We start from the raw sequence: 24,429 nt of genomic DNA on the forward strand, positions 1-24,429 counted from the left end.
GAGTGAATATGCACGAAAACACCGATTTACGTCGAGAGCTCAATACCCATTCCTGTGCAGATTGTTCTACCACCACGGTGTCGACACCCCGCTACGTGGTGATCCCCGCCGGCAAGTCTTTTTTCCATGTCACCGAGCATGCCACTGGAAGAGTCAAGGGCTTCCGTCGTGAGCACAACCAGGCCTGTGCCCTGGCCCGCGACCTGGAAAGTTGATTGCCACGACCTCAGCCGGCCTGGCGCGCCACGACGGGTCGGCTGCCTGCATTCAATTGCTCAAGCCACGCCGCACGGCACTCCTGGGCTTCGGCGCGGCAGGCAAAGGCCGTACCACGGCGCTCGCCGTTGACCAGCACCACCCAGCACACTCGCTTGCCCAAGGCCTGCAGAGACGGGGGCACACCACTTCCAATCATCACAGCTACATCGACTTGGCTATGCATCATTCCCTCCGGAATTTATTAGCAACCTAACGATATGGCCATGATAAGGCCTGCACCACTGCGGAAAAAGCTATCCACCGCATAGCTGTTTTGCATCAGCGGTAACAAAGCTGACTCAGTTAAATACCGCTTGCTGTGGTCGGTAGCCCAGCCGCAACCCGCCCCAATGACGTCCCTTGACCCGAATAGGTACCGACAAATCGTGCATCAACTCACCCGTGTCGCGCGTGTAGGTCTGTAACAGGACCGCCTGCTGATGGCTGCCGCAGCGAATGCCTGTGCGGTCGTCGAACTTGCGCTTGCTGCGATTGTGCGCGGTATCCACCGCCTCATCGCCGGTCAACGGCTGGTTGAATGCCATGTTATGGGTGGGGACGTAGCCTTGCTGGGTACAGGCGATGGCAAATACCAGCCCCTCATGCTGCTTCAGCAAGGGCTCCTGGATGGCGGGCAGGACCTGATCGGTGTAGCGGTCGAGTCGCGTCTGGTAGCGCGCTGGCGAGGTACTCGCAATGCGCTGGTAATGACGATCGAACAGATCCTCCAGGCCGATTCGCCCCAAGGTAACATCGGCCTCGAACTGTGCCTCGATCTGCTGGGCCCCTTGCCGGGCCAGGTCATAGACCCGCTGGTGGTAATCGTCCAGGCCGACCTCGGCCAGTCGCTCGCTGATACTCTCTGCCTGGCCTTCCAGCTGCACCGCGGCCTGGGCCAGCCGCTGGGTTTGCTGGTCACTGGCCTGCAGATCACTGCGCATGCGTGCCACTGCCTCGAACAGGCTGTCCAGTTGGACCCGGTTGGTCTCGGTACCCTCGGCGATTTCGCCGATCTGCTGCTCCACCCCGGCAGCCAGGCTGGCAATGCTGTCCAGCTGCTCACCGGTGTGCTCGACCTGGTCAACACCGCTGTGCAGGTCATCCGACAATGTGCGGATCTGCTCGACCACCTGGGCCGTACGCTCCTGAATGTCAGCGACCATCAGGCCGACCTCCTGCGTGGCACTGGCCGTGCGCCCGGCCAAGCCACGAACCTCATCGGCCACCACGGCAAAGCCACGACCGTGCTCCCCTGCCCTGGCCGCCTCGATGGCCGCGTTGAGCGCCAACAAATTGGTCTGGCTGGCAATGGACTGTATCACCAGGGTGACCCGGGCAATGTCTTCACTGCGCTGGTGCAAGGCCTCGATCAACTCGCGGCTGGCGCTGGCACGCGCGCTCAGCTGGTGCATCCGCTGGATCGACTCCGCCAGCACTTCGCGCCCACTGGCGCTGCTCTGGTGAGCGGTGCGCGCAGCAGCCAAAGCATGCTGGCTCAGTTGGGAGGTAGCCTTCTCGGTGCCGATCATGACTTCGGCACTGCTGACGATCTGCGCCGCAGCGTCCAGTTGCGACTGCAGCTTGCTCGCCAGCTGTTGCACTGAGAACGCCACACCCGCAGCCGACAGGGCGTTGTGGCTGGTGGTCCTGGCAAGGTCGCGTGTCAAGTCACCCAGTGGGTCGCTGTCAGCCTGGACAACTGCAAGGGGCTTGCGCAAGCGAGGAACCCACAAGGCCAACAATGCCAACGGCAAGCAGACATAGACTGACACCCCGGCAAACGCCATGGCCGCCAGTACCCCCGTCAGCACCAGGCTTTGCAGTAACAGCATCGACCAGGGCGCAGTACCACTCGACGCAACTTCAGGCTCCAGCAAGTCACCAGACAGCGATTCATTTCGCAGCATGTTCGAGCTCCAACGCGGCATGTTGTTATTGTACGGCCATTAAAAGCCACTATAACGCCATTATCCATGCTCCTTTCGGTGTACAGCCTTTACCCTTGATGCAGGACAACAAACGCAAAAACCCCGGGGAGCGATTCCCGGGGTTCTTGTTGGACACCTGTGTCTGTCAGGCTTGACGCTGGTGCTTGTCGATCTGCTCGTGACGCTCTTGAGCTTCGATGCAGTACTTGGTGGTCGGGCTGATCAGCAGACGCTTCAGGCCGATTGGCTCACCGCTGTCGTCACACCAGCCGAAGCTCTCGTCGGCAATACGGCCCAACGCCATTTCCAGTTGTGGCAGCAGACGCTGATCACGTTCGATCGCGTTCACCAACCAGTGGCGCTCTTCTTCGACCGAGGCGGCATCGGCAGGATCGGCAGGCGTATCCAGGCTTTCGATGGTTACACGGCTCTGCTCGATGCGCTCATGGGTCTCAACCTTCATCGACTGCAGCAGCGCGGTGAAGTAAGCCAGTTGCTCAGCGTTCATGTAATCATCGGCCGGCATGGCCAGCAACTTTTCCTTTGTCATTGATTTCTCTATAAAAAATACGTGCATTAAGGCGAATCGGGTGCTCCTGGCGAACAGCTCGCCAGCAGCGGAATTCTTCAAGCACCATCCGGCACTCAATTTACAGGGGGCGGCAGTCTACGGCCGAGATTCGCACTGGGCAACAGGAATGACGGTGCAATTGACCGAAAAGGCCCACAAGTGCTTCCCCTGGCGCGGGTTTATAACAAAAAAACTACCTGCGCGGCGCTTTCCTGGGGACAAACGGTGTATTGGCGGCAAAAAGCTTGTAACAAATTCTCGTCTGCCGCTGTAAGCAGGTTTCCCTCAACCCAGCAACTGGCTCAACACCGCGCGCAACTTGCCCGGCTTCACAGGTTTGTTCAGCAACGGTACACCGAGGCGCTGCATGGCCCGGCGACTCTGCTCGCTGCGGTCGGCGGTGATCATCACGGCAGCGATGCGCTGGCCGAAATGACCACGCAGGTCACGCACCACCTCGCACCCGGTCACCCCATGGTCGAGGTGAAAATCTGCCAGGATCAACTCCGGCACCTGTCCCGCAAGCACTGCCAGCGCTTCACTATAGTCAGCGGCGGTCACCACTTCACATCCCCACTGCTGCAACAGCGCCGCCATACTCTGCTGGATACTCGATTCGTTATCCAGCACCAGCAATCGCCGCCCCGGCAACGGATCACCAAGCGCAGCGTGCACGAAGGCCGTCGCAGCCGGGGCTTGTGGCAGGTACGGCGACAACGGCACCTCGATGCTGAACACCGAGCCACAGCCCGGCCAGGAGCGCACCTGAACCCGGCACTCGAGGATCCGCGCAATGCGCTCGACAATGGCCAAGCCCAGCCCTACCCCCTTGCGATCGGCAGCCCGGCCCACATCCAGTTGGTTGAACTCGAGAAAGATGGATTCGAGGCGATCGGCTGCAATGCCTCGCCCGGTGTCCCAGACCTCCAGCCGCACATGCGCGCCCTGTCGGCGGGCACCGAGCAGAATGTGCCCCTGTTCGGTGTAGCGGCAGGCGTTGCTGATGAAGTTGCGCAGAATTCGCGTCAACAGACGCAGGTCGGTACGAACGGCCAACCGGCCACTGCGAACCCGCAAGCCCAGGCCAGCAGCTTCGGCCACCGGCTGGAACTCCGAGGCCAGGGGAGCCAGCACTTCGTCCAGGCTGTAGAGATCCAGGTCCGGTTTGACTGCGGCCTGGTCCAGCCGGGAAATATCCAGCAGGTCGGTCAGCAAGTCTTCGGCGCCTTCCAGCGCCTGGTGCGCGCGCTCGACCAGCTGTTGCTCGGCAGCGGGCAAACTGCGCTCGCGCAGGGTGGAAATCAGCAACCGCGCGGCATTGAGCGGTTGCAACAGATCGTGGCTGGCGGCCGCCAGGTATTTGTCTTTGCTGCGATTGGCCGCCTGGGCGGCATCACGGGCCTCGATCAGTTCGTTGGTGCGCTCGGCGACCCGCTGCTCCAGTTGATCGTTGAGCTGCTGCAGGCGTTGCTGGGCCAGTTTGCGTTCGGTGATGTCAGCCACAAAGCCTTCCACCACACCCGGCTCGTCCGGACGCAGCAGCAGGTTCATCAGCACGTCGATATGGCTGCCGTCACGCCGGCGCAACTGGGTTTCATAGCCGATTAGCGCTTGCTCGCGTTGCAGTGCCTGGGCAATGGTCCGCAGTTCATCCTGGCCACCGGCGAACAGGTGGCTGGCCAGGTCCCGGCGCGAGAGCAACAGCGCAGGTGCGTCAGGGTAGCCCAACATACGTGCCAGCGCAGGGTTGGCGGCGCGCATGCCATCGACGAGGCTGGCCTGGAAAATGCCGTGCACAGCATGCTCGAACAACCATTTGTAGCGATTGCGCTCTGCTTCCAGTTCCTCCAGGCGTACGGCCAGCTCCGGATAATGACTTTTGCGTACGGTGTGATTGCTCAGCCCCAACAACCCAGCCAGCGCGTCACCCTGGAGGTCAGAGGGCCTCGCCATACACCACCTCGACGTCGCGCTGACTGGAACTGCGCGGGTTGGTGAGGATGCAGGGATCGCCCATGGCGTGCTGGGACAGGAACGGGATGTCGGTCATTCCCACCCCGTGCAGGCTCAAGGTTTCATGAAAGCCAACCGCATGTTTGAGAGCGATCAGGTGCTCGACCAGGCGCTGGCTGATCTGCTTGTGGTTAAGACCCCGGCAATCGATGCCCAAGGTCTGCGCGATCACTTTGAAGCGATCGGGTGCTGCGCTGTAGTTGAATGCCACCACATGCTCGACCAGCACCGCGTTGCACAGCCCATGGGGCAGGTCGAGAAAGCCTCCAAGGCTATGGGACATGGCATGTACCGCGCCAAGAATCGCATTGGAAAAGGCAAGCCCGGCCTGCATGCTGCCAAGCATGATTTTTTCCCGCAGGGCAATATCGCTCGGGTTGGCAATCATCTCCACCAGGTTACCGTTGATCAGGCGCATGGCTTCCAGCGCGTGAGGATCCGTCAAGGGGCCGTGACCGGTGGACACGAACGCTTCGATGGCATGCACCAGTGCATCGATACCGGTACAGGCCGACAGGAACGGGTCCATGCTCAGGGTGGTTTCCGGGTCGATCAACGACACGTCGGGCACCACCGCCTTGCTGACGATAGAGAACTTCATCCGCTCCTGCTGGTTGGAGATAATCACGAACTGCGACACGTCGGCGGAGGTGCCGGCCGTGGTGGGGATGAGGATCAATGGGGGGCTGGGCACACGGATGGTGTCGACACCTTCGAACTCGAGGATGTGGCGACCGTGGGCCACCACAATGCCGATGCCCTTGGCACAGTCCATCGGGCTGCCACCGCCGACGGCGACGATCACGTCGCACTGCTCACTGCGATAGCGCTCGGCACCGCTCATCACTTCCTCGACCCGCGGGTTGGGCGAGACCTCGGTGTACAGGCAGTAGTCAATGCCCTGCCCTTGCAGACTGGCCTCGATATCGGTTACCCAGCCAGCAGCGATCACGCCCGGGTCACTGACCAGCAGTACCTTGCGCGCGCCGAAGGTTCTGGCGTAGTTGGCCACATGATGCCGGCAACCGGCGCCAAAGATGATTTCCGGGGAAACGAATTTGCGCAACTGGCTCAATTTCGGGCTCATGCGAGGCCTGTATCGTTGTTGTAGTCGTAAGCGCCAGCCTACTGCATCCGGGTATGAATGCAATCAGGCCCGAAAGGGCCTGAAACGACAACGCCGGCTGCTGCAAACAACAACCGGCGCCAGAGGGATCAACGATTGGCGAAGTACATCGTCACTTCAAACCCGATACGCAGATCAGTGAACGCAGGCTTTTTCCACATAGGTCCATCCTCTAATGGCACCACAGGATTGCGGTGCTTCTATTAATACACCGTTGTCGGTACGGGTCGAATGCTACTTTGGAAGCGATTTGGTACAGCTACCCGGGCGATCAGAAGAACCCCAGCGGATTGATGTCGTAGCTGACCAGCAGGTTCTTGGTCTGCTGGTAGTGGTCGAGCATCATCTTATGGGTCTCGCGACCGACCCCGGATTTCTTGTAGCCACCGAACGCGGCGTGCGCCGGGTACAGGTGGTAACAGTTGGTCCACACACGGCCCGCCTTGATGCCCCGGCCCATGCGGTAGGCGCGATTGATATCGCGGGTCCACACCCCGGCGCCCAGCCCGAACTCGGTATCGTTGGCAATGGCCAATGCCTCGGCCTCGTCCTTGAAGGTGGTCACGCCCACCACCGGACCGAAGATCTCCTCCTGGAACACGCGCATCCGATTGTGCCCCTTGAGCAGGGTCGGCTGGATGTAATAACCCGTGGACAGGTCGCCGCCCAGTCGCTCGCAGTCGCCGCCAGCCAGCACTTGAGCGCCCTCTTCCTGGGCTATCTGCAGGTAGGAAAGAATCTTGTAGTACTGTTGCTCCGAGGCCTGGGCGCCCACCATGGTTTCGGTGTCCAGGGGGTTGCCGCGCTTGATCTGGCTGATTTTCTTCAGCACCTGCTCCATGAACGGCTCATAGATCGACTCTTGCACCAAGGCTCGTGACGGGCAGGTACAGACTTCTCCCTGGTTGAAAAAGGCCAGCACCAGGCCTTCAGCGGCTTTCTCGATGAACGCCGGCTCGGCCTGCATGATGTCCTCGAAGAAAATGTTCGGCGATTTCCCTCCCAGTTCCACCGTTGATGGAATGATGTTTTCGGCGGCGCACTTGAGAATATGCGCGCCCACCGGGGTGGAGCCGGTAAAGGCAATTTTGGCGATGCGCTTGCTGGTGGCCAGGGCTTCGCCAGCTTCGCGTCCAAAGCCCTGGACAATATTCAGTACACCCGGCGGCAGCAGGTCACCGACCAGCTCCGCAAACACCGTGATCGACAACGGCGTTTGCTCAGCCGGCTTCAGAACCACACAGTTACCCGCCGCCAGGGCCGGGGCCAGCTTCCAGGCCGCCATCAGCAGCGGGAAGTTCCACGGAATGATCTGCCCGACCACACCCAGCGGCTCGTGAAAGTGGTAGGCCGCGGTCATGTCGTTGATTTCGGCAGCGCTGCCCTCCTGGGCGCGAATGCAACCGGCAAAATAGCGAAAATGATCGGCAGCCAGCGGCACATCGGCATTGAGCGTCTCGCGGATGGCTTTGCCGTTGTCCCAGGTTTCGCTGATGGCCAGTACTTCAAGATGTGCTTCGATACGGTCGGCAATCTTCAGCAAGATGCGCGAACGCTCCTGGACCGACGTACGTCCCCAGGCATCGGCGGCGGCATGGGCAGCGTCCAGGGCACGCTCGATATCATCGGCGTTCGAGCGTGGGAACTCTGCAATCGGCTGGCCGTTGACCGGAGAACTATTGGTGAAGTACTGGCCACTGAGCGGCGCAACGAAATCACCGCCGATGTAATTGCCATAACGTGATTTGAAATTTGCAATTGCATCCGGCGTACCGGGGGCTGCATAGATCATGATGGGGCCTCTGCTGATCGAGGCCTGTCGCAACGACAGGCAGTGAGTCGATCTTATTCAGCGAGGCAGGCGGGACGAATCGGCCCTTGGCAGGGAACGACTACTCATTTGGTAGTAAGGCACAGTCCGGGGTAGCAAGGTTGCCTGCCACCCCGGCAACGCTGCTAAAGCCCCAGGAACAAGGCATCGGCGGAAGCCCTGTCGATCAGGCTGCGGTAGATCTGGATCACCACCTGGCTGTTCTGCTCGGCTTTCACTCGATACTGCCCACCATCAAATCGCTGTTCACGGGTTTTCAGGTGGGCTGCGGTAAAGTCACTGGCCGCCGTGTCCATGCTTGGGTAATGAAAGTGGGCATACCACAGGGGTTGCCCGGTTGTGTCGCTGATCACATATTCTTGCAGGTAGTCTTGAGGCCGGCCTGTGCGCCGTGCGCTCGGTTCACGTCCTTTGGGCCGGGTAATACTGATCTCACCCTGACGCTTGAGATAGACGAGGCGACCTACCGTCGGAGGTTGCGCCCTGGTGATCGAAATGCGCAATTCGCGCCCCAGGGCACGCATTGCCACCGCCTTGTCACTCAAGGCCTTGGCTTCGATCGCTGCGTCATGTTCCTGGGTAGCGCGGTCGACCTCGTTCACCGCGGTCAGGGCCTCTTCGATATCGTTGGCCAGCGCCTCCAATGGCGTCGCCTGCTGCACCAGAATCTCCTCCATTTCTACACCGATCGTTGCCGTTCGGGCCTGGCTCCGGGCCTGCAGCATCTGCCGCTCTGCGCCGGCCAAAAGTTTGCCGACACGTTTGAGCAGGTTGCCCAGACTTGCGCGGGGTGCCGCAGTTTGCACGGGTGTGGCGGGAGCGACAGGCTGCCAGACACCCGCTTCGCTGGACTCCTGATAAACCGCCAATTCGCTGTTCTCGATCGGATCAAGCACGACCACTGAATCCGGATTGCTGCCCGTCCCCACCCGCCGCTGACCAACCACCCCTCCTCGATTGCGCGTCTTGATCACTGCATGCCTGCTGTTCGCCCTTGGCTGGGCTGGCTCGCTTTCGCTGGATAACACGCGAATATGCCTGGCCAACTCGCCTTCGGCTTCCAGCAACATCCTTTGAAGCGAATGCACATACGCCTCGACCAAAGGTTTGGCGGCTTCACTCCTCGGCCCCGCTTGATAGTTACGCGCCACCTCCAAGGCAACGGCAAAGTTGCGAACGCTGCCATCGAGCACCTCAACGCGTTCCTGGCTCGTAAACGAGGTATCGCCTTCAAGCGTGGCCTGCATCTGCAGTGCAATACGTGACGACTTCACCGTATCCAGCAACTGCCACACTTCGCCTTGGTCGGCCTCCAGAATCAACACACCTTGCAGGCTGATCTCGCTGGATTGCCATGACCTGTAGGAGTTTGCTCTCCCAAGTTGCTCATCGATTTCGGCGATATTCTGCGGCCCCGTTGGTAATAAGCCGCGCAATTGTCGACGTACCTCACGAATGGCTTCAAAGCTCGCCAAAGCCTCTTTGATGAGTGCCTTGGCGTGACGGGACGCCTGGACAAACCGTTCACGCCTGCCCGCCACACCATTGCCCCCCGCCTGCTGCAGCGGCGGCTCTTGCACGCTTGGCAGTGTACGTGCCCGCGTGACGCTATCGATAAACTGTAAGCGCAACATACGAACCAGATGGATTTGAGCACTCGCCAGTTCGAACAGATTGCTGGCGCGAGCCCGGTTGAAGTTGGCCTGGCTCTTCAGCTGGTTCAATGCCTGAAAACTTTCGTCGGCCTTGATCAACTGCTGACAGTGGTGACGTATGTCGTCGACATACGCCCGCAGGTGCTGCTCGCCTGGATGTTTGTCGAAGCCGAATTCCGCCTCGTTCCGAGCAAGCCGCGCAATTCGCGCCTCGCGTTCGATACTCAAACCAGCAAGCTCATGCTCCAATGCTGTCACCCGCTGCCGATTGGCTTCACGCATTTGCTCGATGCGCCGATTCAGCGGCATGCCACCCCGCAGGCGCAGCCCTAGGTCGAAGGCCCAGACGCCGGGCGTCTGCTGACGCAACCAGGGGCCCAACTGCCCTTGCCCGTCGACGATGCGTGTTCCATCTTCGGTGATCGCGACCTCATATACATTACTGTCGACGCTCGCCCACAGGTGATCGGCGTGCAGGTACAAACCCTGTCGCGGCCCGTGGGGCAGCGCCTCGCCCAATCGACCCAGGGTCAACTCAGCCTTGAACGGCTCCAGCGCCGTGCGCTGCGCACTGGTCAAGCCGGGCCTGGCCGACGACCAACTGAAATCCAGGCCCGCCAGTGACGCAGCGGAGGGCGAACTCGGCGCACGCTCGACAGCGTCATCGACAAGACGCATGGGCACTAACGTCTCGTTGTTCTCCGGCGCACGAGACGGTGCTTTCAACAGCGGCGGCTCGTTCCTGAACGTGAACAGTATCGACGCGACATTGAACAACAACACGGCCAGCCGCTCGCCGTCCTCCTGCGCCTCAGGTAACTGAAGTTCACTTTGCAGGCTGGCGAAAAACTGCAGCATCCAGGCGGAAACGGTCACAGGGCCATTGAAGAAGGGCAACAGGGTGTTGAACATCAGCCATCCCAATTCTTCATAAGCGATCCAGCGGTTCTCACTGTTGGATACCGACTGAGCCTCGGCCAGGGCAACCAACTCCCGCGCGCAAGAAAGGTACAGCTGTCCCAGCATATTTTCGCCCAGGGCCTCCTCGGCCAGGGTGGAAGGTGCAGAGACCTCGATGGGCGAGAATTCCGCACCTTGCGTGAATCGAACGATATGCGGTTGCTCGAATCCGCCTCTGGCATAAAGAGGCCGTGCATTTTCATCAAGGCGCGACAACACGTCATCCTGCAATGCCCCGCCGTCGTACAACGCCTCGCAAAACCCTTGTTCCGTGGTGAACTCGAGCAGCGGCTGTGGATGCAGCGGACGGTACAGCACACAGGGTCCGCCTTCGGACTTCCTGGCGTCGATCAAGTACGCATTCAGGGCGACATCCGCCTTGGCACCGGCGCGACGCCGGAACGCCAGCGGCCGCATCCGCGCCAACGCGACATGACCAGGCACAACGTCACAGATCGATTGCACCAGCTTGACGCCTCGAGAGGTAATGCCATCGGTCTTGCGCAGGTACTTCTCAAGTGCCAGCAGTGGCAGTTGCTCACGCACCTGATCAACGAACAACGTCTGGCGGGCAGCCCGCGCCGACGCATCATCGAGCAACTGCTGGCGTAGCAAGTCCGGATACGCTTTGCCAAGGTCCAGCCGGCTGACCAAGGTTTCAAGGTAGCCGCGCGTCAGCCAGTCGGGCACCGGGGCACCGTTGCGAGACTGCACCGTCACCGATCCTGCCCGCAATGCCGAGCGGTTCTCCAGCGCGAGCTGTGCCAGGCTCAAGCGCACTACCGTGACCGAACCCACCGGGTACAGGTTGCCGCCGCTACCCGCTGCAGCAGCGTCCACCCGTTCGTTGACCACCTCAAAGTCCTCGAGATTCAACCTCGCCGATTGCGGGTGATCGGCCAGAACTGCCGCGCGCACTGCGTCTTTTGCGTAGTCGAGGATCCCAGGTATGTCGAACAGGAATGATCTGCCCGCACCGCGTCGCTGCGCCCTGGCCAGTCGCACCAGGCCGCTGGCATAGGCGTGACGATCGGCGATACTGGACTGCTGCAGCCACAGGGGCAGTTGACGCTGATACAGCAGGCGGGTCTGACGCTGATTGACCGCACAGATATCGATCAGCGACGTGGCCTCATCCAGATACTGCATCAGCAGGTCCGGCAAGTCGGGATCGGTGCCTCGAGTCGCCTGCGCGATGCGCTCAATCAACACCAACAATTGCTCGAACAGCATCGTCACCTGTGCCTGGAACATCGGCCCAGCGATCTTGTGCAGGGTCAATGTAACAGGAGCGCCGTGCCGACTCCCGCGCAGGGCGTTGACCAACGCCTCGCGCGATTCAAAACGGTGCAGCTTGCCCGCCAAGGTATAGACCAACTCCATAGTGCGCTGCTGCTCGGGCACTGCTCGTTCGATCAGCAGCGCACTGGTCCATTCCGGTTCCAGCGCCTGGGTCGTTGTTGCATCGGCGTTGAGCAGCCATACCGTGACATCGGCCATGTTGTCCAGCTGCGCACGCTGCGCCGCCTCCGGGAACGCAGCCACGGCGTTGGCCGTGACAGCCTCGAAGGCGCTGAGCGTACCTGCACTCAGTTCAAGATCGCAGTCCGTCACGAACTGGTTGTGCAGGTAATTCACCAGCCATCCCCAAGGACTGTTTGGTCGATCCCCGCGATAGCTCCAGAACTCAGCGAGCACCCGCTTGTACTCATCGAGCAGGAATGGGCCGCACTCGTCGAGCAACGTCTGGACCTGGTACAGGTCGACGTCCGTGGCGCGCGGGGTTTGTGATGCGCGGTCCGTGCTGAGCAGATCGACACCCGCGGTGAGGTTGAGACTGGATGCCTGACAGTAACGAACGATCAAGGCATCGGCCAGGCTGCCGAGGCGCCAGCCCTGCCCGGGCACCCTACGGTACAGCGTCAGGGTAGAGGGCGCGGGACCCTTGATACCGCGCTCGCGCCATTGCTGCTCGATGATCTGCGCAGCAACGCTTCGCAGTGAGGGTCGCAGAGCGAAGTGCCGGGCAATCGGACCGCAGAGTTTGGCACTCAGGGCCATCTGCCCGAGGGGGGATGGGATCAGCGTCATGAGCGAGCTTCCTGTTGTTGAAAGGAAGCTGTATCTCAACGCTACCCACCCTCACCCGGGTGGTACATGATGCTACGCTCAGCGGTCCTTGAACTGCGCTTCGCGCTTGGCGATGAACGCGGCCATACCCTCTTTCTGGTCTTCGGTGGCGAAGGCAGCATGGAACACCCGGCGCTCGAAACGCACGCCTTCGGCGAGGTTGACCTCAAAGGCACGGTTGACGCTTTCCTTGACCATCATGGTCATCGGGATCGACTTGCTGGCGATGGTCGCAGCTACCTTCAATGCCTCTTCCAGCAGCTCGGCCTGCGGCACCACGCGAGCCACCAGGCCAGCGCGCTCAGCCTCTTCGGCGCCCATCAGGCGACCGCTCAAGCACAGTTCCATGGCCTTGGCCTTGCCCACCGCACGGGTCAGGCGCTGGGTGCCGCCCATGCCCGGCAGCACGCCGAGGTTGATCTCGGGCTGGCCGAACTTGGCGTTGTCAGCCGCCAGGATGAAGTCGCACATCATGGCCAGTTCACAGCCACCACCCAGAGCAAAACCGGACACGGCAGCGATGATCGGCTTGCGACGGTTGGCGATGCGGTCAGCATCGCTGAACAGGTCATCGACGTAGATCTGCGGGTAACGCAAGTCGGCCATTTCCTTGATGTCGGCGCCTGCGGCAAAGGCTTTGGCCGAACCTGTCAGCACCACGCAACCGATGTTCGGGTCGGCTTCGAGCTGGTCCAGCGCCTGGTTGATCTCGCCAACTATCTGCGCGTTGAGCGCATTGAGCGCCTGCGGGCGATTGAGGGTGATCAGGCCGACCTTGCCGTGGATGTCCAACAGAATGGTTTCAAAACTCATGCAAGCTGCTCCGTTCAAAGATTGCGCGCAATGACCATGCGCTGAATATCGCTGGTGCCTTCGTAGATCTGGCAGACCCGCACATCGCGGTAAATGCGCTCCAGCGGAAAGTCACTCAGATAGCCATAACCGCCCAGGGTCTGCAAGGCATCCGAACAGACCTTTTCGGCCATTTCCGAGGCAAAAAGCTTGGCCATCGACGCTTCGACCAATGCCGGACGCCCGGCATCACGCAGCGCAGCGGCGTGCTGGACCATCTGCCGGGCCACCGCCACACGGGTGGCCATGTCGGCCAGGCGGAAGGCCACCGCCTGGTGTTCGATCAGCGGCTTGCCGAAGCTCTGGCGCTCGCGGGCATAGTCGCGGGCCACTTCAAAGGCGGCCCGGGCCATGCCCACCGATTGCGATGCAATACCGATGCGCCCCCCTTCAAGGTTTGCCAAAGCGATCTTGTAGCCTTCGCCCTCCTCGCCGAGGCGGTTGGCCACCGGCACACGTACATCGTCAAAAACGATCTGGCAGGTGTCGGAGGCGTGCTGGCCGAGCTTGTCTTCAACCCGTGCCACCTGGTAACCCGGTGAATCGGTCGGCACGATGAAGGCACTGATGCCGCGCTTGCCGGCGGCCGGGTCAGTGACGGCAAACACGATCACCACCCCGGCGTTCTGCCCCGAGGTGATGAACTGCTTGCAACCATTGAGCACATAGTGATCGCCGTCGAGGCGGGCACGCGTCTTCAGGCTGCTGGCATCGGAGCCGGCCTGGGGTTCGGTCAGCGCGAAGGCACCGAGCATCTGGCCGCTGGCCAGTGGCACGAGGAACTGCTGTTTTTGCGCGTCGCTGCCAAACTTGAGGATCGGCACGCAGCCCACCGAGTTGTGGACGCTCATGATGGTCGAGCAGGCGCCATCGCCGGCGGCGATTTCTTCCAGGGCCATGGCATAGGCCACGTAGCCCGTGTCACTGCCGCCCCACTGCTCCGGCACCAGCATGCCGAACAGGCCCAGTTCGGCCATTTCCCCGATCGCTTCCTTGGGGAAGCGGTGCTCACGGTCCCACTGCTCGGCGAAAGGGCGCAGGCGCTCCTGGGCGAACTGGCGGACGGCGTCGCTGATTTGCTGTTGTTCGTCGTTAACTAGCATGGTGCACCTCAATACAGACACTCGACCGCCATGGCCGTCGCTTCACCGCCGCCTATGCAGATGGCGGCCACGCCACGGCGCAGGCCTTTCTGGCGCAAGGCAGCCAGCAGGGTGACGAGAATTCGTGCGCCCGAGGCGCCGATCGGATGGCCCAGGGCACACGCGCCGCCATGCACGTTGACCTTGTCGTGGGGCAGGTCCAGGTGCTTCATGGCCGCCAGGGTGACCACGGCAAAGGCTTCGTTGATCTCGAACAGATCGACCTCGGCCAGGTTCCAGCCGGTGCGTTTGATCAGCTTGTCGATAGCGCCGATCGGTGCGGTGGGAAATAGCGCCGGGGTGGCGGCGAACGCGGCGTGGCCGTGGATTACAGCCAGTGGCTTGAGCCCCTGTTTTTCGGCCTGCGAGCGGCGCATCAGCACCAGTGCCGCGGCACCGTCGGAGATAGAACTGGCGTTGGCCGCCGTGACCGTACCGCCATCACGGAAGGCGGGCTTGAGCTGAGGAATCTTGTCCAGGCGAGCCTTGGGCGGCTGCTCGTCGTCGCTGATCAGGCGCTGTTCCTTGCCCACGGTCACTTCGACCGGAACGATCTCGCTGGCAAAGCTGCCATCCTTGATTGCCTGTTGCGCACGGGTCAGCGAGGCGATGGCGAAATCATCCTGCTGCTGGCGGGTGAAGCCATTGTGCTCGGCGCAGTCCTCGGCAAAAGTGCCCATCAGGCGACCCTTGTCGTAGGCATCTTCCAGGCCGTCGAAAAACATGTGGTCGATGATCTTGCCGTGGCCCATGCGGTAGCCGCTACGGGCCTTGTCAAGCAGATACGGTGCGTTGGACATGCTTTCCATGCCGCCGGCCACTACCACATCGGCGCTGCCGGCCAGCAGCAGGTCATGGGCCATGATGGCCGCCTGCATACCCGAGCCGCACATCTTGTTCAAGGTGGTGCAGGTGGTGCCCTTGTTCAGGCCTGCGCCCAGGGCAGCCTGGCGCGCAGGCGCCTGGCCAAGGCCTGCGGCCAGAACGCAGCCGAACAGTACCTGTTCGACGCTGTCAGGGGTTACGCCAGCACGCTCGACGGCAGCGCGAATGGCCACGGCGCCCAATTGCGGCGCGGTGAGGCTTTTCAGGTCGCCCTGCAGTCCCCCCATTGGGGTGCGCACGGCGCTGACGATGACGATCGGATCGTTGGCAAGGGTCATGATTTCAGTCCTCCTGCAGTTATTTGGCGGCCATGCGCAAGGCACCGTCGAGACGGATCACCTCGCCATTGAGCATGCTGTTTTCGATGATATGACGGGCCAGTGCCGCATATTCCTGCGGGCGGCCCAGGCGTGGCGGGAACGGCACGCCAGCGGCCAGTGAATCGCGCACTTCCTGGGTCATGCCGGCCATCATCGGGGTTTCAAAAATCCCGGGGGCGATGGTCATGACGCGGATGCCGAAGCGTGCCAGTTCGCGTGCTGCGGGCAGGGTCAGGCTGGCAATCGCACCCTTGGACGCGGCATAGGCGGCCTGGCCGATCTGGCCGTCGTAGGCGGCGATCGAAGCGGTATTGATGATCACCCCGCGCTCACCTTCGCTGCTGGCCTCCCCTTCTGCCATGGCCGCGGCGGCCAGGCGCAACAGGTTGAAGCTGCCGATCAGGTTGACGTTGATCACCCGGCTGAAGCTTTCCAGGCCATGGGGACCATTCTTGCCCAGCACCTTCTCGGCGCCGACGATGCCGGCGCAGTTGATCAGGCCGTGCAGGCTGCCGAATGCAGTCACTGCGGCATCGACAGCAGCCTTGGCAGCAGCCTCCTGGCTGATATCGGCGACTGCAAAGCGGGCGTTCGGCCCCAGTTCCTGAGCCTTGGCGGCAACGGCTTCGGCGTTGAGGTCGACCAGCATCACCTGGGCGCCGGCCTCGATAAGCATCTGCGCGGTAGCAGCGCCCAGGCCCGAGGCCGCGCCGCTGACAATGAAGTTCTTGTTGGCGATCTGCATGATGTTCGTTCCTCAGGCGCTGGCGGTCTGGGCCAGCGCAGCTTGTTGTTTGGCGATTTCCTGGTTGCGCAGGATAAAGCGCTGCAGCTTGCCGCTCGGGGTCTTGGGCAGCTCGCTGACGAATTCGATCTCCCGTGGGTAGGCATGGGCATAGAGGCGTTGGCGCACGTGCTGTTTCAGCGCTTCGGCCAGCGCTTCGCTAGGCTTCTGGCCGCTGCCCAACACGACGAACGCCTTGATCAGCTCGGTACGCTCAGGGTCTGGTTTACCCACCACCGCCGCCTCGATCACCGCTGGGTGCTCGATCAGCGCACTCTCGACATCGAAAGGCCCAACCCGGTACCCGGAGGTGGTGATCACATCGTCACTGCGACCGACAAAGCTGATACTGCCATCGGTGTTGAGCTCGACGGTGTCGCCGCTCAGGTAGTACTTGCCGACGAAAGACTTGGTCGGCAGGCCGTGATAACCCCCGAACCAGCACAGCGGCGACTGCTCGCGGTCGACCGCCAGAATGCCCGGCTGCGCCGCGGGCAGTTCGTTGTGTTGCTCATCGAGCACGACGATTCGGTGCCCGGGGATGGCAAAGCCGGCCGACCCCAGGTGTACCGGATGCGCCAGGCCATGGTGGTTGCACAGCACCATGCCCAGTTCAGTCTGGCCGTAATGGTCGTGGATGGTCACGCCAAGCTCATCGGCGAACCAGCGGATCACTTCCGGGTTCAGCGGTTCGCCGGCGCTGCTGACCACCCGCAGGCGGCCCTTGATGGGCGCGCTGAACTCGCCGCCGGCGGCAATCAGCAAGCGGTAGGCGGTAGGCGATCCGGCCAGGTTGGTGATGGCGTATTTGTTGATGACTCGGCAGGTGCTATCGACGCTGAACGGGCCATCGAAAAAGGTCGTGGAATGCCCCAGCGCCAGCGGGCCGGTTACCGCGTAATAAAGACCGTAGGCCCAACCCGGATCGGCCAGGTTCCAGAAGTTGTCTTCGGGGCGTAGGTCGATGGCATCGCGCATGTAGCCCTGGAAGGCGACAATGGCGCGCAACGGTACTTCCAGCGGCTTGGCCGGGCCCGTGGTGCCTGAAGTGAACATCAGCAGGAACGGTGCATCGCACCCCAGCAGCACAGGCTCGCAGTGATTGCTGGCGGCATTGAGTTCGGTATGGAAATCCAGGTCGCTGGCGCCGGCCTGGGCACCGACGCAGATGATCGTCGGACAGCCATGCACGTCATCTAGCTTACTGCGGTTGAGCGGCTCGGTGACCACCACTCTGGCCCCGGACTGCTCCAGGCGGTGCTCGATAGCCTTGGGCCCGAAGGCGGTGAACAGGGGTTGATAGACCGCACCCAGGCGCCAGGTGGCGAGCACGGTTACCAGCAGCTCGACAGTACGCGGCATCAAGCCTGCAACCCGATCGCCAGCGCCAACGCCTTGCGCCTTGAGCACATTGGCCAGGCGCGCGGCGGCCTCCTGCAATTGCTCGAAACTGTACTGCGCGCTGTCGCCCTCGCGGTTTTCACAGTTGAGCGCTATGCGGTGGTCGCCGACATGCCGGTCACAGCACTCGACACAGGCATTGAGTGCTTCCAGGCTGCCCTGCAGTACAGCTGCAGCGGTCTGCTGATAGTTGAAACCCTTCGCTGCGCCGCGGTAATCACGCATCGCCAGACTCCTCGTTTCTTATTGTTGGAATAAAACGAATGATCTGGAGATAGTCGCGCTAGCGCCGGGGCAGGACAATGGCCAAAGCTGTCAATCTGGATGACTGGTTTGGCGCTCGGGCTGGTCTTGGCCGATCAACGTGCGGTAATGACCCGGGTTGCAGCCGTACCATTTGCGAAAGGCCTTGTAGAACGAACTGCTGTCGGCAAACCCCAGGCGGTCGGCAATTTCGGCAAAGCTCACCTGGTCTTCGGCCAGCCAGGCGATGGCCAACTCCTTGCGCACACTGTCCTTGAGCCCTTGGTAGGTCTGGCCTTCTTCAGCCAGGCGCCGGCGCAGGGTCGAGGCCGAGATGCACAGTTGCTGGGCCTGGCCTTCGGTCTCGGGCCACTCGCCTGCCGGCAGTTGGCGCAACGAAGCCTTGATGCGCCGGGCCAGGCTCGCAGGGTCGCGGTACTTCACCAGGATGTTGCCAGGTGCCTCGGCTAGGAACCGCTGCAGCTCCTCCGGGGTGCGCTTGAGCGGCAGGTCCAGGCAGTCGGCGGCAAAGATCATGCGCGTGCGTGGGCGTCCAAACTGCAGGTTTTCCGAGAACATTACCCGGTAATCGTCGCAGAACGGTGGCTCATCGCAGCGCAGTTCGATGGCCAGGATCGGAATCCGTCGCCCGGCCAGCCAGCAGGCCACACCGTGGACGATCATCCAGAAGGTGAAATAGGTGAAGGGTCGACGCGGCGCTTCCTGCGGTTCGCCAATGACGATTTCGGCCAGGCTTTGCTGACGCACCAGCACCGGCTGCAAGTGTTCGAGCATCAGCCCCAGAAACGCCAGGGCGGATTCGATTGCCGCGCCCAGGGTCGGCTGGGTCATCGAGGAACGGCAGAGGAAGGCCAGGCTACCGGTGCGCAGGCCACGCGGGTCCATGCAGAAGAACTCATCGTGACAACGGCGCGCCAGCAGGCGCCAGAGCTCTGCGTAGGCACTAGCCGGCACCCGGGCGCTGGCCTCGTGCAGCTGCGCCGGATCGATGCCGACGCGGCTGAGCATGGCCAGGCTCGGCGCGCCGGGGGCGCAAGTCTGCAACAGCGCTTCACGCACCAGTTGCATCGAGATGGTGTCTTTCTCCGCCATCAGCCGTCGTTCACCCTGCCTGTCTTTATGTGAGGGCCATCTTAGGGGCCCGCCCGGAAAATGCCAGCCCCGCCTCAAATGGCCGCGGCCAGGCTCAGGAACGCCTGGATCAGGCGCAGTTCACGACGCCGCTCCAGGCAGCCGAGCATGTGCTGGTTGACCAGGCCAGGCCCGACTATGGGCCGGGCGACCACCCGCGGGTCGTGGCTGATTTCAACCGAGGAGACTATGCCGATACCCAGCTCTGCCGCCACCGCCTCGGTCACCGCCTCGCGGCTGTCCAATTCGAGCAGCACCCGTGGCTGCACCTGGGCCTCGCTGCAAGCCTGATCGAACGTGCGCCGGGTGATCGAACTGGGCTCGCGCAGCACCATGATCTGCTGGTTCAGCGCACTGATCTGCAGCGCCCAAGGCTCCTTCGCCCACGGGTGGCCGGCAGGCAGCAAGGCACAGATCCGTGAGTCGCCAAGATTCTGCAAATGCAGCCCCTTACGAGGTTCCACTTCGGTCATGACCGCCACGTCGGCATGTTCGGACAACAGTGCAGCCAGGGTTTCCTGAGCATTGCCCAGGCGCAGGTTGACAGTAACCCCCGGGTAACGCGCGCGCAGCTTGGCCAGCATCGGCATGACCCGGTGCGGGCCGTCGGCGGCCACCTCCAGGCGCCCGGTGAGCAGCTGGCGATTGGCCTCGAGCATGGCTTGTGCTTCTTCAGCCAGGCCAAACATGGCGCGGGTGATCGCCGCCAGGCGAATCCCCTCCTCCGTCAGCTCGACCCGACGCGCGGTACGCCGCAACAGGGTGATCTGGTAGTGCTCCTCCAGCGCCTTGATATGCCCGGTGACGGCCGGCTGGCTGATGAACAAGCGGCTGGCCGCACGGGTAAAGCTGCCCTCACGGGCGACAGCATCGAAAGCGCGGAGCTGGAACAGGTTCATATCTATCAGCCTGACTTATGGTTGGCATAACAACAAACAATTTGATTGATGGCGCGCAGAATTGCAACTTAGGTCCCGTAGATTCAGCCCACCGCTTGTGAGGACCACCGGAATGAGTAACGCCCCAATCCTGCTGACCCCCGGCCCACTGACCACCTCAGCCCGCACCCGCCAAGCAATGATGGTGGACTGGGGCTCCTGGGATCGTGACTTCAACCAACTGACCGCCAGCCTGTGCGAGCAACTGCTGGCCATCGTCGGCGGCGCCGACAGCCACCACTGCGTCCCCTTGCAGGGCAGCGGAACCTTTGCCGTGGAAGCCGCAATCGGCACCCTGGTGCCCCGCGATGGCAAGGTCCTGGTACTGATCAACGGTGCGTACGGCCAGCGCCTGGCAAAGATCTGCAAGGTCCTGGGTCGCGCCTACAGCACCTTTGAAACCGCTGAAGACGAACCCACTACCGCCGCCGACGTCGACCGCTTGCTGGCCGCCGACAGCACCATCACCCACGTGGCGCTGATTCACTGCGAGACCAGCACCGGCATCCTCAATCCGCTGCCAGAGATTGCCCAGGTCATCGCCCGTCACAGCAAGCGCCTGATCATCGACGCCATGAGTTCCTTCGGCGCACTGCCGATCGATGCACGCGAAGTACCGTTCGACGCGCTGATCGCCGCCTCCGGCAAATGCCTTGAAGGTGTGCCGGGCATGGGCTTTGTTTTTGCCAACAAAGACTCGCTGGCCGCAGCCGAGGGCAACTCGCCGTCGCTGGCCATGGACCTGCAGGACCAACACGCCTACATGGCCAAGACCGGCCAATGGCGCTTCACCCCACCGACCCACGTGGTGGCGGCGTTGCACGAGGCCCTGCTGCAATACAACGAAGAAGGTGGCCTGCCGGCCCGTCACCAGCGCTATGCCAGCAACTGCAAGGCCCTGCTCGATGGGATGGCGGCCATTGGCCTGCGCAGTTTTCTGCCGGCCGAGATACAGGCTCCGATCATCGTCACCTTCCACGCCCCGACAGACCCGCGTTATCAGTTCAAGGACTTCTACGAACGGGTCAAGGCCAAGGGTTTCATCCTCTATCCAGGCAAGCTGACCCAGGTCGAAACCTTCCGCGTCGGTTGCATCGGCTGCGTCGGCCCGGATGGCATGCAGGCCGCGGTCAATGCCGTGGCCGAGGTACTGCGTGAAATGGAAGTGCTGGAAATCTGAAGTCTGCCCTTTACCTAACCTGCGAACCGACCCGCTCAAGGAATCTTCACATGAACTACAACAACCCGACTCAACTGCAAGCCGCCATCCTCGACTGGGCCGGCACCGTGGTCGACTTTGGCTCCTTTGCTCCGACCCAGATTTTCGTCGAGGCCTTCGCCGAATTCGACGTCGAAGTCTCCATCGAAGAAGCCCGTGGCCCGATGGGCATGGGCAAGTGGGACCACATCCGTACCCTGTGCGACCAACCGCAGATCGCCGAGCGTTATCGCAAGGTATTTGGTCGCACGCCGACCGACGATGACGTCACAGCCATCTACAACCGCTTCATGCCCCTGCAGATCGAAAAGATCGCCGTACACTCGGCGCTGATTCCGGGCGCCCTCGACACCTTGACCGGCTTGCGCAAGGATGGCCTGAAGATCGGTTCGTGCTCCGGCTACCCGAAAGTAGTGATGGACAAGGTGGTAGAACTGGCAGCGCAGAACGGCTACGTCGCCGACCATGTGGTCGCCACCGATGAAACGCCAAACGGCCGCCCGTGGCCGGCCCAGGCCCTGGCCAACGTGATTGCCCTGGGCATCGACGATGTCGCCGCGTGCGTGAAAGTCGACGACACCGTACCGGGCATTCTTGAAGGCCGCCGCGCGGGCATGTGGACCGTGGCGCTGGTGTGCTCGGGCAACGCCCTGGGCTTGACCTATGAAGGCTATCGCGCCCTGGCCTCGGACAAACTCGACAGCGAGCGCAAGCGCATCCATGCCCTGTTCGAAGGCTCGCGCCCGCACTACTTGATCGACACCATCAATGAGCTGCCGGAGGTGATTGCCGATATCAACCGTCGTCTGGCGCGCGGCGAAATGCCACAGGCGGTATAAGCGTTCTGACTGAGCAGCCATAAAAGAGCACGTAGCGCCTACTGGCCTACGTGCTCTTTTCATTTACCCGGCCATCATCACATTCAAATCATGCGGCGTTATGTATAGTCTGAATGCACTCAAGTATTAGATCGAGCCGATCGATCTACCCTGTATAAATTGAACTTTTTTCGTTGAGATCACGCCGCCATGCTCATAGACCCACTCAAGGAAGAAGGTTATTTAGCATGTCCACATCCAATGAGTTTCCTACACCCTCCACCGCACAATCCGGCAAAACCAATCCTCATTACGACTTGCTGAAATATTCTCTACCGACTTGGCTCATCAATGCGCCGTCGGCAATGCACCAGGCACTTCGCCAGACCGCCCCTGAAATGCCAGCGTGGCTGGCTGTGGCACGACGCGAAAAGCCAGGCATTGTTCAGGCGCTTGTGGAGTCCTCTAGTCGCCATTACCAACTTGAACAGCAGATCAAAACCGTTCTCGCGCAACTGCCATCACCTGAAAACTATGCCGAGCCTTTACTCAAGGCGACGCTCAAAGAGCGCTTCGGCCTGGACGTCGATGTCCGCAACACCTCGCTGTTTCACGCCAGACGGGTAATCGACACCCAGTCCTTCCTTATGGCCTATCGGGAACCGCTTGTCGAGAAGTCCAAGGCCATAAATGCCGCCACTCAATCAGTACTGGTTTCAGCCTTACAAAACTTTGAAGACTGGGAAACCACGTCAGGGGGAATGACCGATAGCAGCGCTCGGATCGACGTGCCGTCGACTTCTAGCTACGTTGACCCGGCAAGCAAATAACCTGGCTTCTACCCCCCCAGCTGTATCAAGCCGCTGCCGACATACAGTCAGGTGAGCTGGATGCTGCCTTGAACCGTGTGCGCCAGGGGGAGAGCAGCCAGCCGTTCCTTGACTACGCCAGACATCGAGACTTTTGGGTCGGCTATTTTCGTGAAACGCATGCCGATCAGTTCAACGCGATGAAAGTCGCTTATGAGGCGCAGGTTCTGGAAGTTCACGAGCTGTATCCCGATGACAATCCAGACCCGACGTCGATGCGCATTATGGCGCTGGAGCACATTTACAAAAACAACGAGCGCAACTTGATCGAATCACTGACCAACCGCGCCGGATTGGAGCAGCCGCAACCATGAACAAACATCACGGGCACTGGCCGCCCAAGCCAGAAACCGGGGCGCCAGCCCTGGCTTCTGGTTCTTGAGCCCGCCCCAGGTTGAACGACTCAAGCCTGATGACGTTCGACCCATACTGCGTATTTATCGATGAAGCCCTGCAGGAATGGCCGGACTTTCTCCGACAGCTTGCCATTGTCATCGAACAGCGTCGCGGCCCCGCCGATATACGCCTCGGGCTGTTGCATGCAGGGGACATCAAGGAATACCAACGACTGGCGCAGGTGATGGTTGGCGCCAAAACCACCCACGGCGCCCGGCGACACGCTGATCACCGCCCCGGGCTTACCGCTCCAGGCACTTTGACCGTAGGGCCGCGACCCCACGTCTATGGCATTTTTCAAGACACCAGGCACTGAACGGTTGTACTCCGGCGTCACAAACAATACCGCGTCACTGGTGCGGACCTGTTCGCGAAAGGTCTTGTAGGCTGCCGGTGGATCGACATCGATATCTTCGTTGTAGAGCGGCAGGTCGCCGATCTCGACAATCGTCAACTTGAGGTTCGAGGGCGCAAGCTCTGCCAGCGCACGGGCGACCTTGCGATTGAACGACTCCTTGCGCAAACTGCCGACGACGACGGCTACCGAATACACCTGGCTCATGGCGATTTCCTGACGTGAAAGGTATTAGGAAGTTGTAGGTATAGATGATCCAATCCGGCGCTGAAGTTTTTTTCCCAATGGGCAAAACTTACCCGGTAAAACAGTGGTCTATGCCTGACAGATTCTCACTTCATCAGAGGTTGCACGGTAAATGACAGCAGTACTGGTCGGACAGTTTCATGCACGGGACGCAGAAGGCCGCATCTATCCCGTCCATGAGTTTCAGGAAGCCACCCTCGAAGCCGACGGTAGTGCCGCATCCCTGCCTATCACCACCTATAAATTGGCCATCGGCGACCGGGTCAACCACTTGGGCGAAGATCGCTTCGAATTGGCCCGCACAGGCGTGGAGATCATCCGCATCCCTTGAACGGCT

22 protein-coding genes are annotated in these 24,429 nt (G+C 61.4%); 6 read left to right on the forward strand and 16 right to left on the reverse strand.

Annotated features, from left to right (window positions below):
* Positions 1-8: 8 nt before the first annotated feature.
* Positions 9-215, forward strand: a complete 207-nt coding sequence (locus tag H621_RS28260) for a hypothetical protein (RefSeq protein WP_084168021.1) — start codon at positions 9-11, stop codon at positions 213-215.
* Positions 216-226: 11 nt separating this feature from the next.
* Here the strand turns inward: H621_RS28260 and H621_RS0121110 are convergent, their stop codons facing one another.
* The 15 genes from H621_RS0121110 to H621_RS0121175 all read right to left on the reverse strand — a co-directional run bounded on the left by H621_RS0121110 (position 227) and on the right by H621_RS0121175 (position 20,150).
* Positions 227-442 (reverse strand): hypothetical protein, encoded by a 216-nt coding sequence (locus tag H621_RS0121110; protein WP_028945270.1) that lies wholly within the window; start codon positions 440-442, stop codon positions 227-229.
* A gap of 115 nt (positions 443-557) precedes the next feature.
* The gene (locus tag H621_RS0121115; protein WP_425337433.1) at positions 558-2,186 is read right to left on the reverse strand and encodes a methyl-accepting chemotaxis protein; all 1,629 of its coding nucleotides are present in this window, start codon (positions 2,184-2,186) and stop codon (positions 558-560) included.
* A gap of 145 nt (positions 2,187-2,331) precedes the next feature.
* On the reverse strand, positions 2,332-2,736 hold the full coding sequence (locus tag H621_RS0121120; protein WP_028945272.1) for a TraR/DksA family transcriptional regulator: 405 nt from the start codon (positions 2,734-2,736) through the stop codon (positions 2,332-2,334).
* A gap of 306 nt (positions 2,737-3,042) precedes the next feature.
* Complete coding sequence (locus tag H621_RS0121125) at positions 3,043-4,710, reverse strand: PAS domain-containing hybrid sensor histidine kinase/response regulator (RefSeq protein ID WP_028945273.1); 1,668 nt, start codon at positions 4,708-4,710, stop codon at positions 3,043-3,045.
* Entirely contained in the window at positions 4,694-5,857 is a 1,164-nt protein-coding gene (gene ercA, locus H621_RS0121130; RefSeq protein ID WP_028945274.1) for an alcohol dehydrogenase-like regulatory protein ErcA, read from the reverse strand. The genes H621_RS0121125 and ercA overlap by 17 nt, the downstream gene beginning before the upstream one ends.
* 128 nt (positions 5,858-5,985) lie before the next feature.
* On the reverse strand, positions 5,986-6,057 hold the full coding sequence (gene pqqA, locus H621_RS28265; RefSeq protein WP_009394664.1) for a pyrroloquinoline quinone precursor peptide PqqA: 72 nt from the start codon (positions 6,055-6,057) through the stop codon (positions 5,986-5,988).
* A 110-nt stretch (positions 6,058-6,167) separates the two neighbouring features.
* A complete protein-coding gene (gene exaC, locus H621_RS0121135) occupies positions 6,168-7,688 on the reverse strand; it encodes an acetaldehyde dehydrogenase ExaC (RefSeq protein ID WP_028945275.1) in 1,521 nt (506 codons plus the stop codon).
* A 164-nt stretch (positions 7,689-7,852) separates the two neighbouring features.
* On the reverse strand, positions 7,853-11,746 hold the full coding sequence (locus tag H621_RS0121140) for a dermonecrotic toxin domain-containing protein (protein WP_156905648.1): 3,894 nt from the start codon (positions 11,744-11,746) through the stop codon (positions 7,853-7,855).
* A 765-nt stretch (positions 11,747-12,511) separates the two neighbouring features.
* On the reverse strand, positions 12,512-13,285 hold the full coding sequence (locus H621_RS0121145) for an enoyl-CoA hydratase (protein ID WP_010224326.1): 774 nt from the start codon (positions 13,283-13,285) through the stop codon (positions 12,512-12,514).
* Positions 13,286-13,299: 14 nt separating this feature from the next.
* The gene (locus H621_RS0121150; RefSeq protein ID WP_028945277.1) at positions 13,300-14,427 is read right to left on the reverse strand and encodes an acyl-CoA dehydrogenase; all 1,128 of its coding nucleotides are present in this window, start codon (positions 14,425-14,427) and stop codon (positions 13,300-13,302) included.
* 8 nt (positions 14,428-14,435) lie between these two features.
* On the reverse strand, positions 14,436-15,629 hold the full coding sequence (locus H621_RS0121155) for an acetyl-CoA C-acyltransferase (RefSeq protein ID WP_028945278.1): 1,194 nt from the start codon (positions 15,627-15,629) through the stop codon (positions 14,436-14,438).
* A gap of 19 nt (positions 15,630-15,648) precedes the next feature.
* On the reverse strand, positions 15,649-16,416 hold the full coding sequence (locus H621_RS0121160; RefSeq protein WP_028945279.1) for an SDR family NAD(P)-dependent oxidoreductase: 768 nt from the start codon (positions 16,414-16,416) through the stop codon (positions 15,649-15,651).
* 12 nt (positions 16,417-16,428) lie between these two features.
* Positions 16,429-18,081 carry an AMP-binding protein gene (locus H621_RS0121165; protein WP_028945280.1) on the reverse strand — a complete coding sequence of 551 codons (1,653 nt, stop codon included), beginning with the start codon at positions 18,079-18,081 and terminating at the stop codon, positions 16,429-16,431.
* 90 nt (positions 18,082-18,171) lie between these two features.
* The gene (locus H621_RS0121170; protein ID WP_028945281.1) at positions 18,172-19,212 is read right to left on the reverse strand and encodes an AraC family transcriptional regulator; all 1,041 of its coding nucleotides are present in this window, start codon (positions 19,210-19,212) and stop codon (positions 18,172-18,174) included.
* Between the two features lie 74 nt (positions 19,213-19,286).
* Positions 19,287-20,150: a LysR substrate-binding domain-containing protein gene (locus H621_RS0121175; RefSeq protein WP_028945282.1), complete on the reverse strand. Its 864-nt coding sequence runs from the start codon at positions 20,148-20,150 to the stop codon at positions 19,287-19,289.
* A 112-nt stretch (positions 20,151-20,262) separates the two neighbouring features.
* On the opposite strand from H621_RS0121175, the gene H621_RS0121180 reads away from it, so the two are divergent.
* From H621_RS0121180 to H621_RS0121195, 4 genes are all read left to right on the forward strand, one after another.
* Positions 20,263-21,369, forward strand: coding sequence for a 2-aminoethylphosphonate--pyruvate transaminase (locus tag H621_RS0121180; RefSeq protein ID WP_028945283.1), 1,107 nt, complete (start codon positions 20,263-20,265; stop codon positions 21,367-21,369).
* Positions 21,370-21,419: 50 nt separating this feature from the next.
* Complete coding sequence (gene phnX, locus H621_RS0121185) at positions 21,420-22,247, forward strand: phosphonoacetaldehyde hydrolase (RefSeq protein ID WP_028945284.1); 828 nt, start codon at positions 21,420-21,422, stop codon at positions 22,245-22,247.
* Positions 22,248-22,474: 227 nt separating this feature from the next.
* Complete coding sequence (locus H621_RS0121190; RefSeq protein WP_156905649.1) at positions 22,475-23,056, forward strand: dermonecrotic toxin domain-containing protein; 582 nt, start codon at positions 22,475-22,477, stop codon at positions 23,054-23,056.
* Positions 23,057-23,076: 20 nt separating this feature from the next.
* Entirely contained in the window at positions 23,077-23,409 is a 333-nt protein-coding gene (locus H621_RS0121195; RefSeq protein ID WP_256585949.1) for an NEL-type E3 ubiquitin ligase domain-containing protein, read from the forward strand.
* A gap of 89 nt (positions 23,410-23,498) precedes the next feature.
* On the opposite strand, the gene H621_RS0121200 is transcribed toward H621_RS0121195, so the two are convergent.
* A complete protein-coding gene (locus H621_RS0121200) occupies positions 23,499-24,053 on the reverse strand; it encodes an NADPH-dependent FMN reductase (RefSeq protein ID WP_028945287.1) in 555 nt (184 codons plus the stop codon).
* A 151-nt stretch (positions 24,054-24,204) separates the two neighbouring features.
* Between H621_RS0121200 and H621_RS0121205 the strand changes: the two genes are divergently transcribed.
* Entirely contained in the window at positions 24,205-24,423 is a 219-nt protein-coding gene (locus H621_RS0121205; RefSeq protein ID WP_028945288.1) for a hypothetical protein, read from the forward strand.
* The last annotated feature ends 6 nt before the right edge of the window (positions 24,424-24,429 follow it).

It is taken from the genome of Pseudomonas vranovensis DSM 16006 (assembly GCF_000425805.1).
GTDB lineage: Bacteria > Pseudomonadota > Gammaproteobacteria > Pseudomonadales > Pseudomonadaceae > Aquipseudomonas > Aquipseudomonas vranovensis.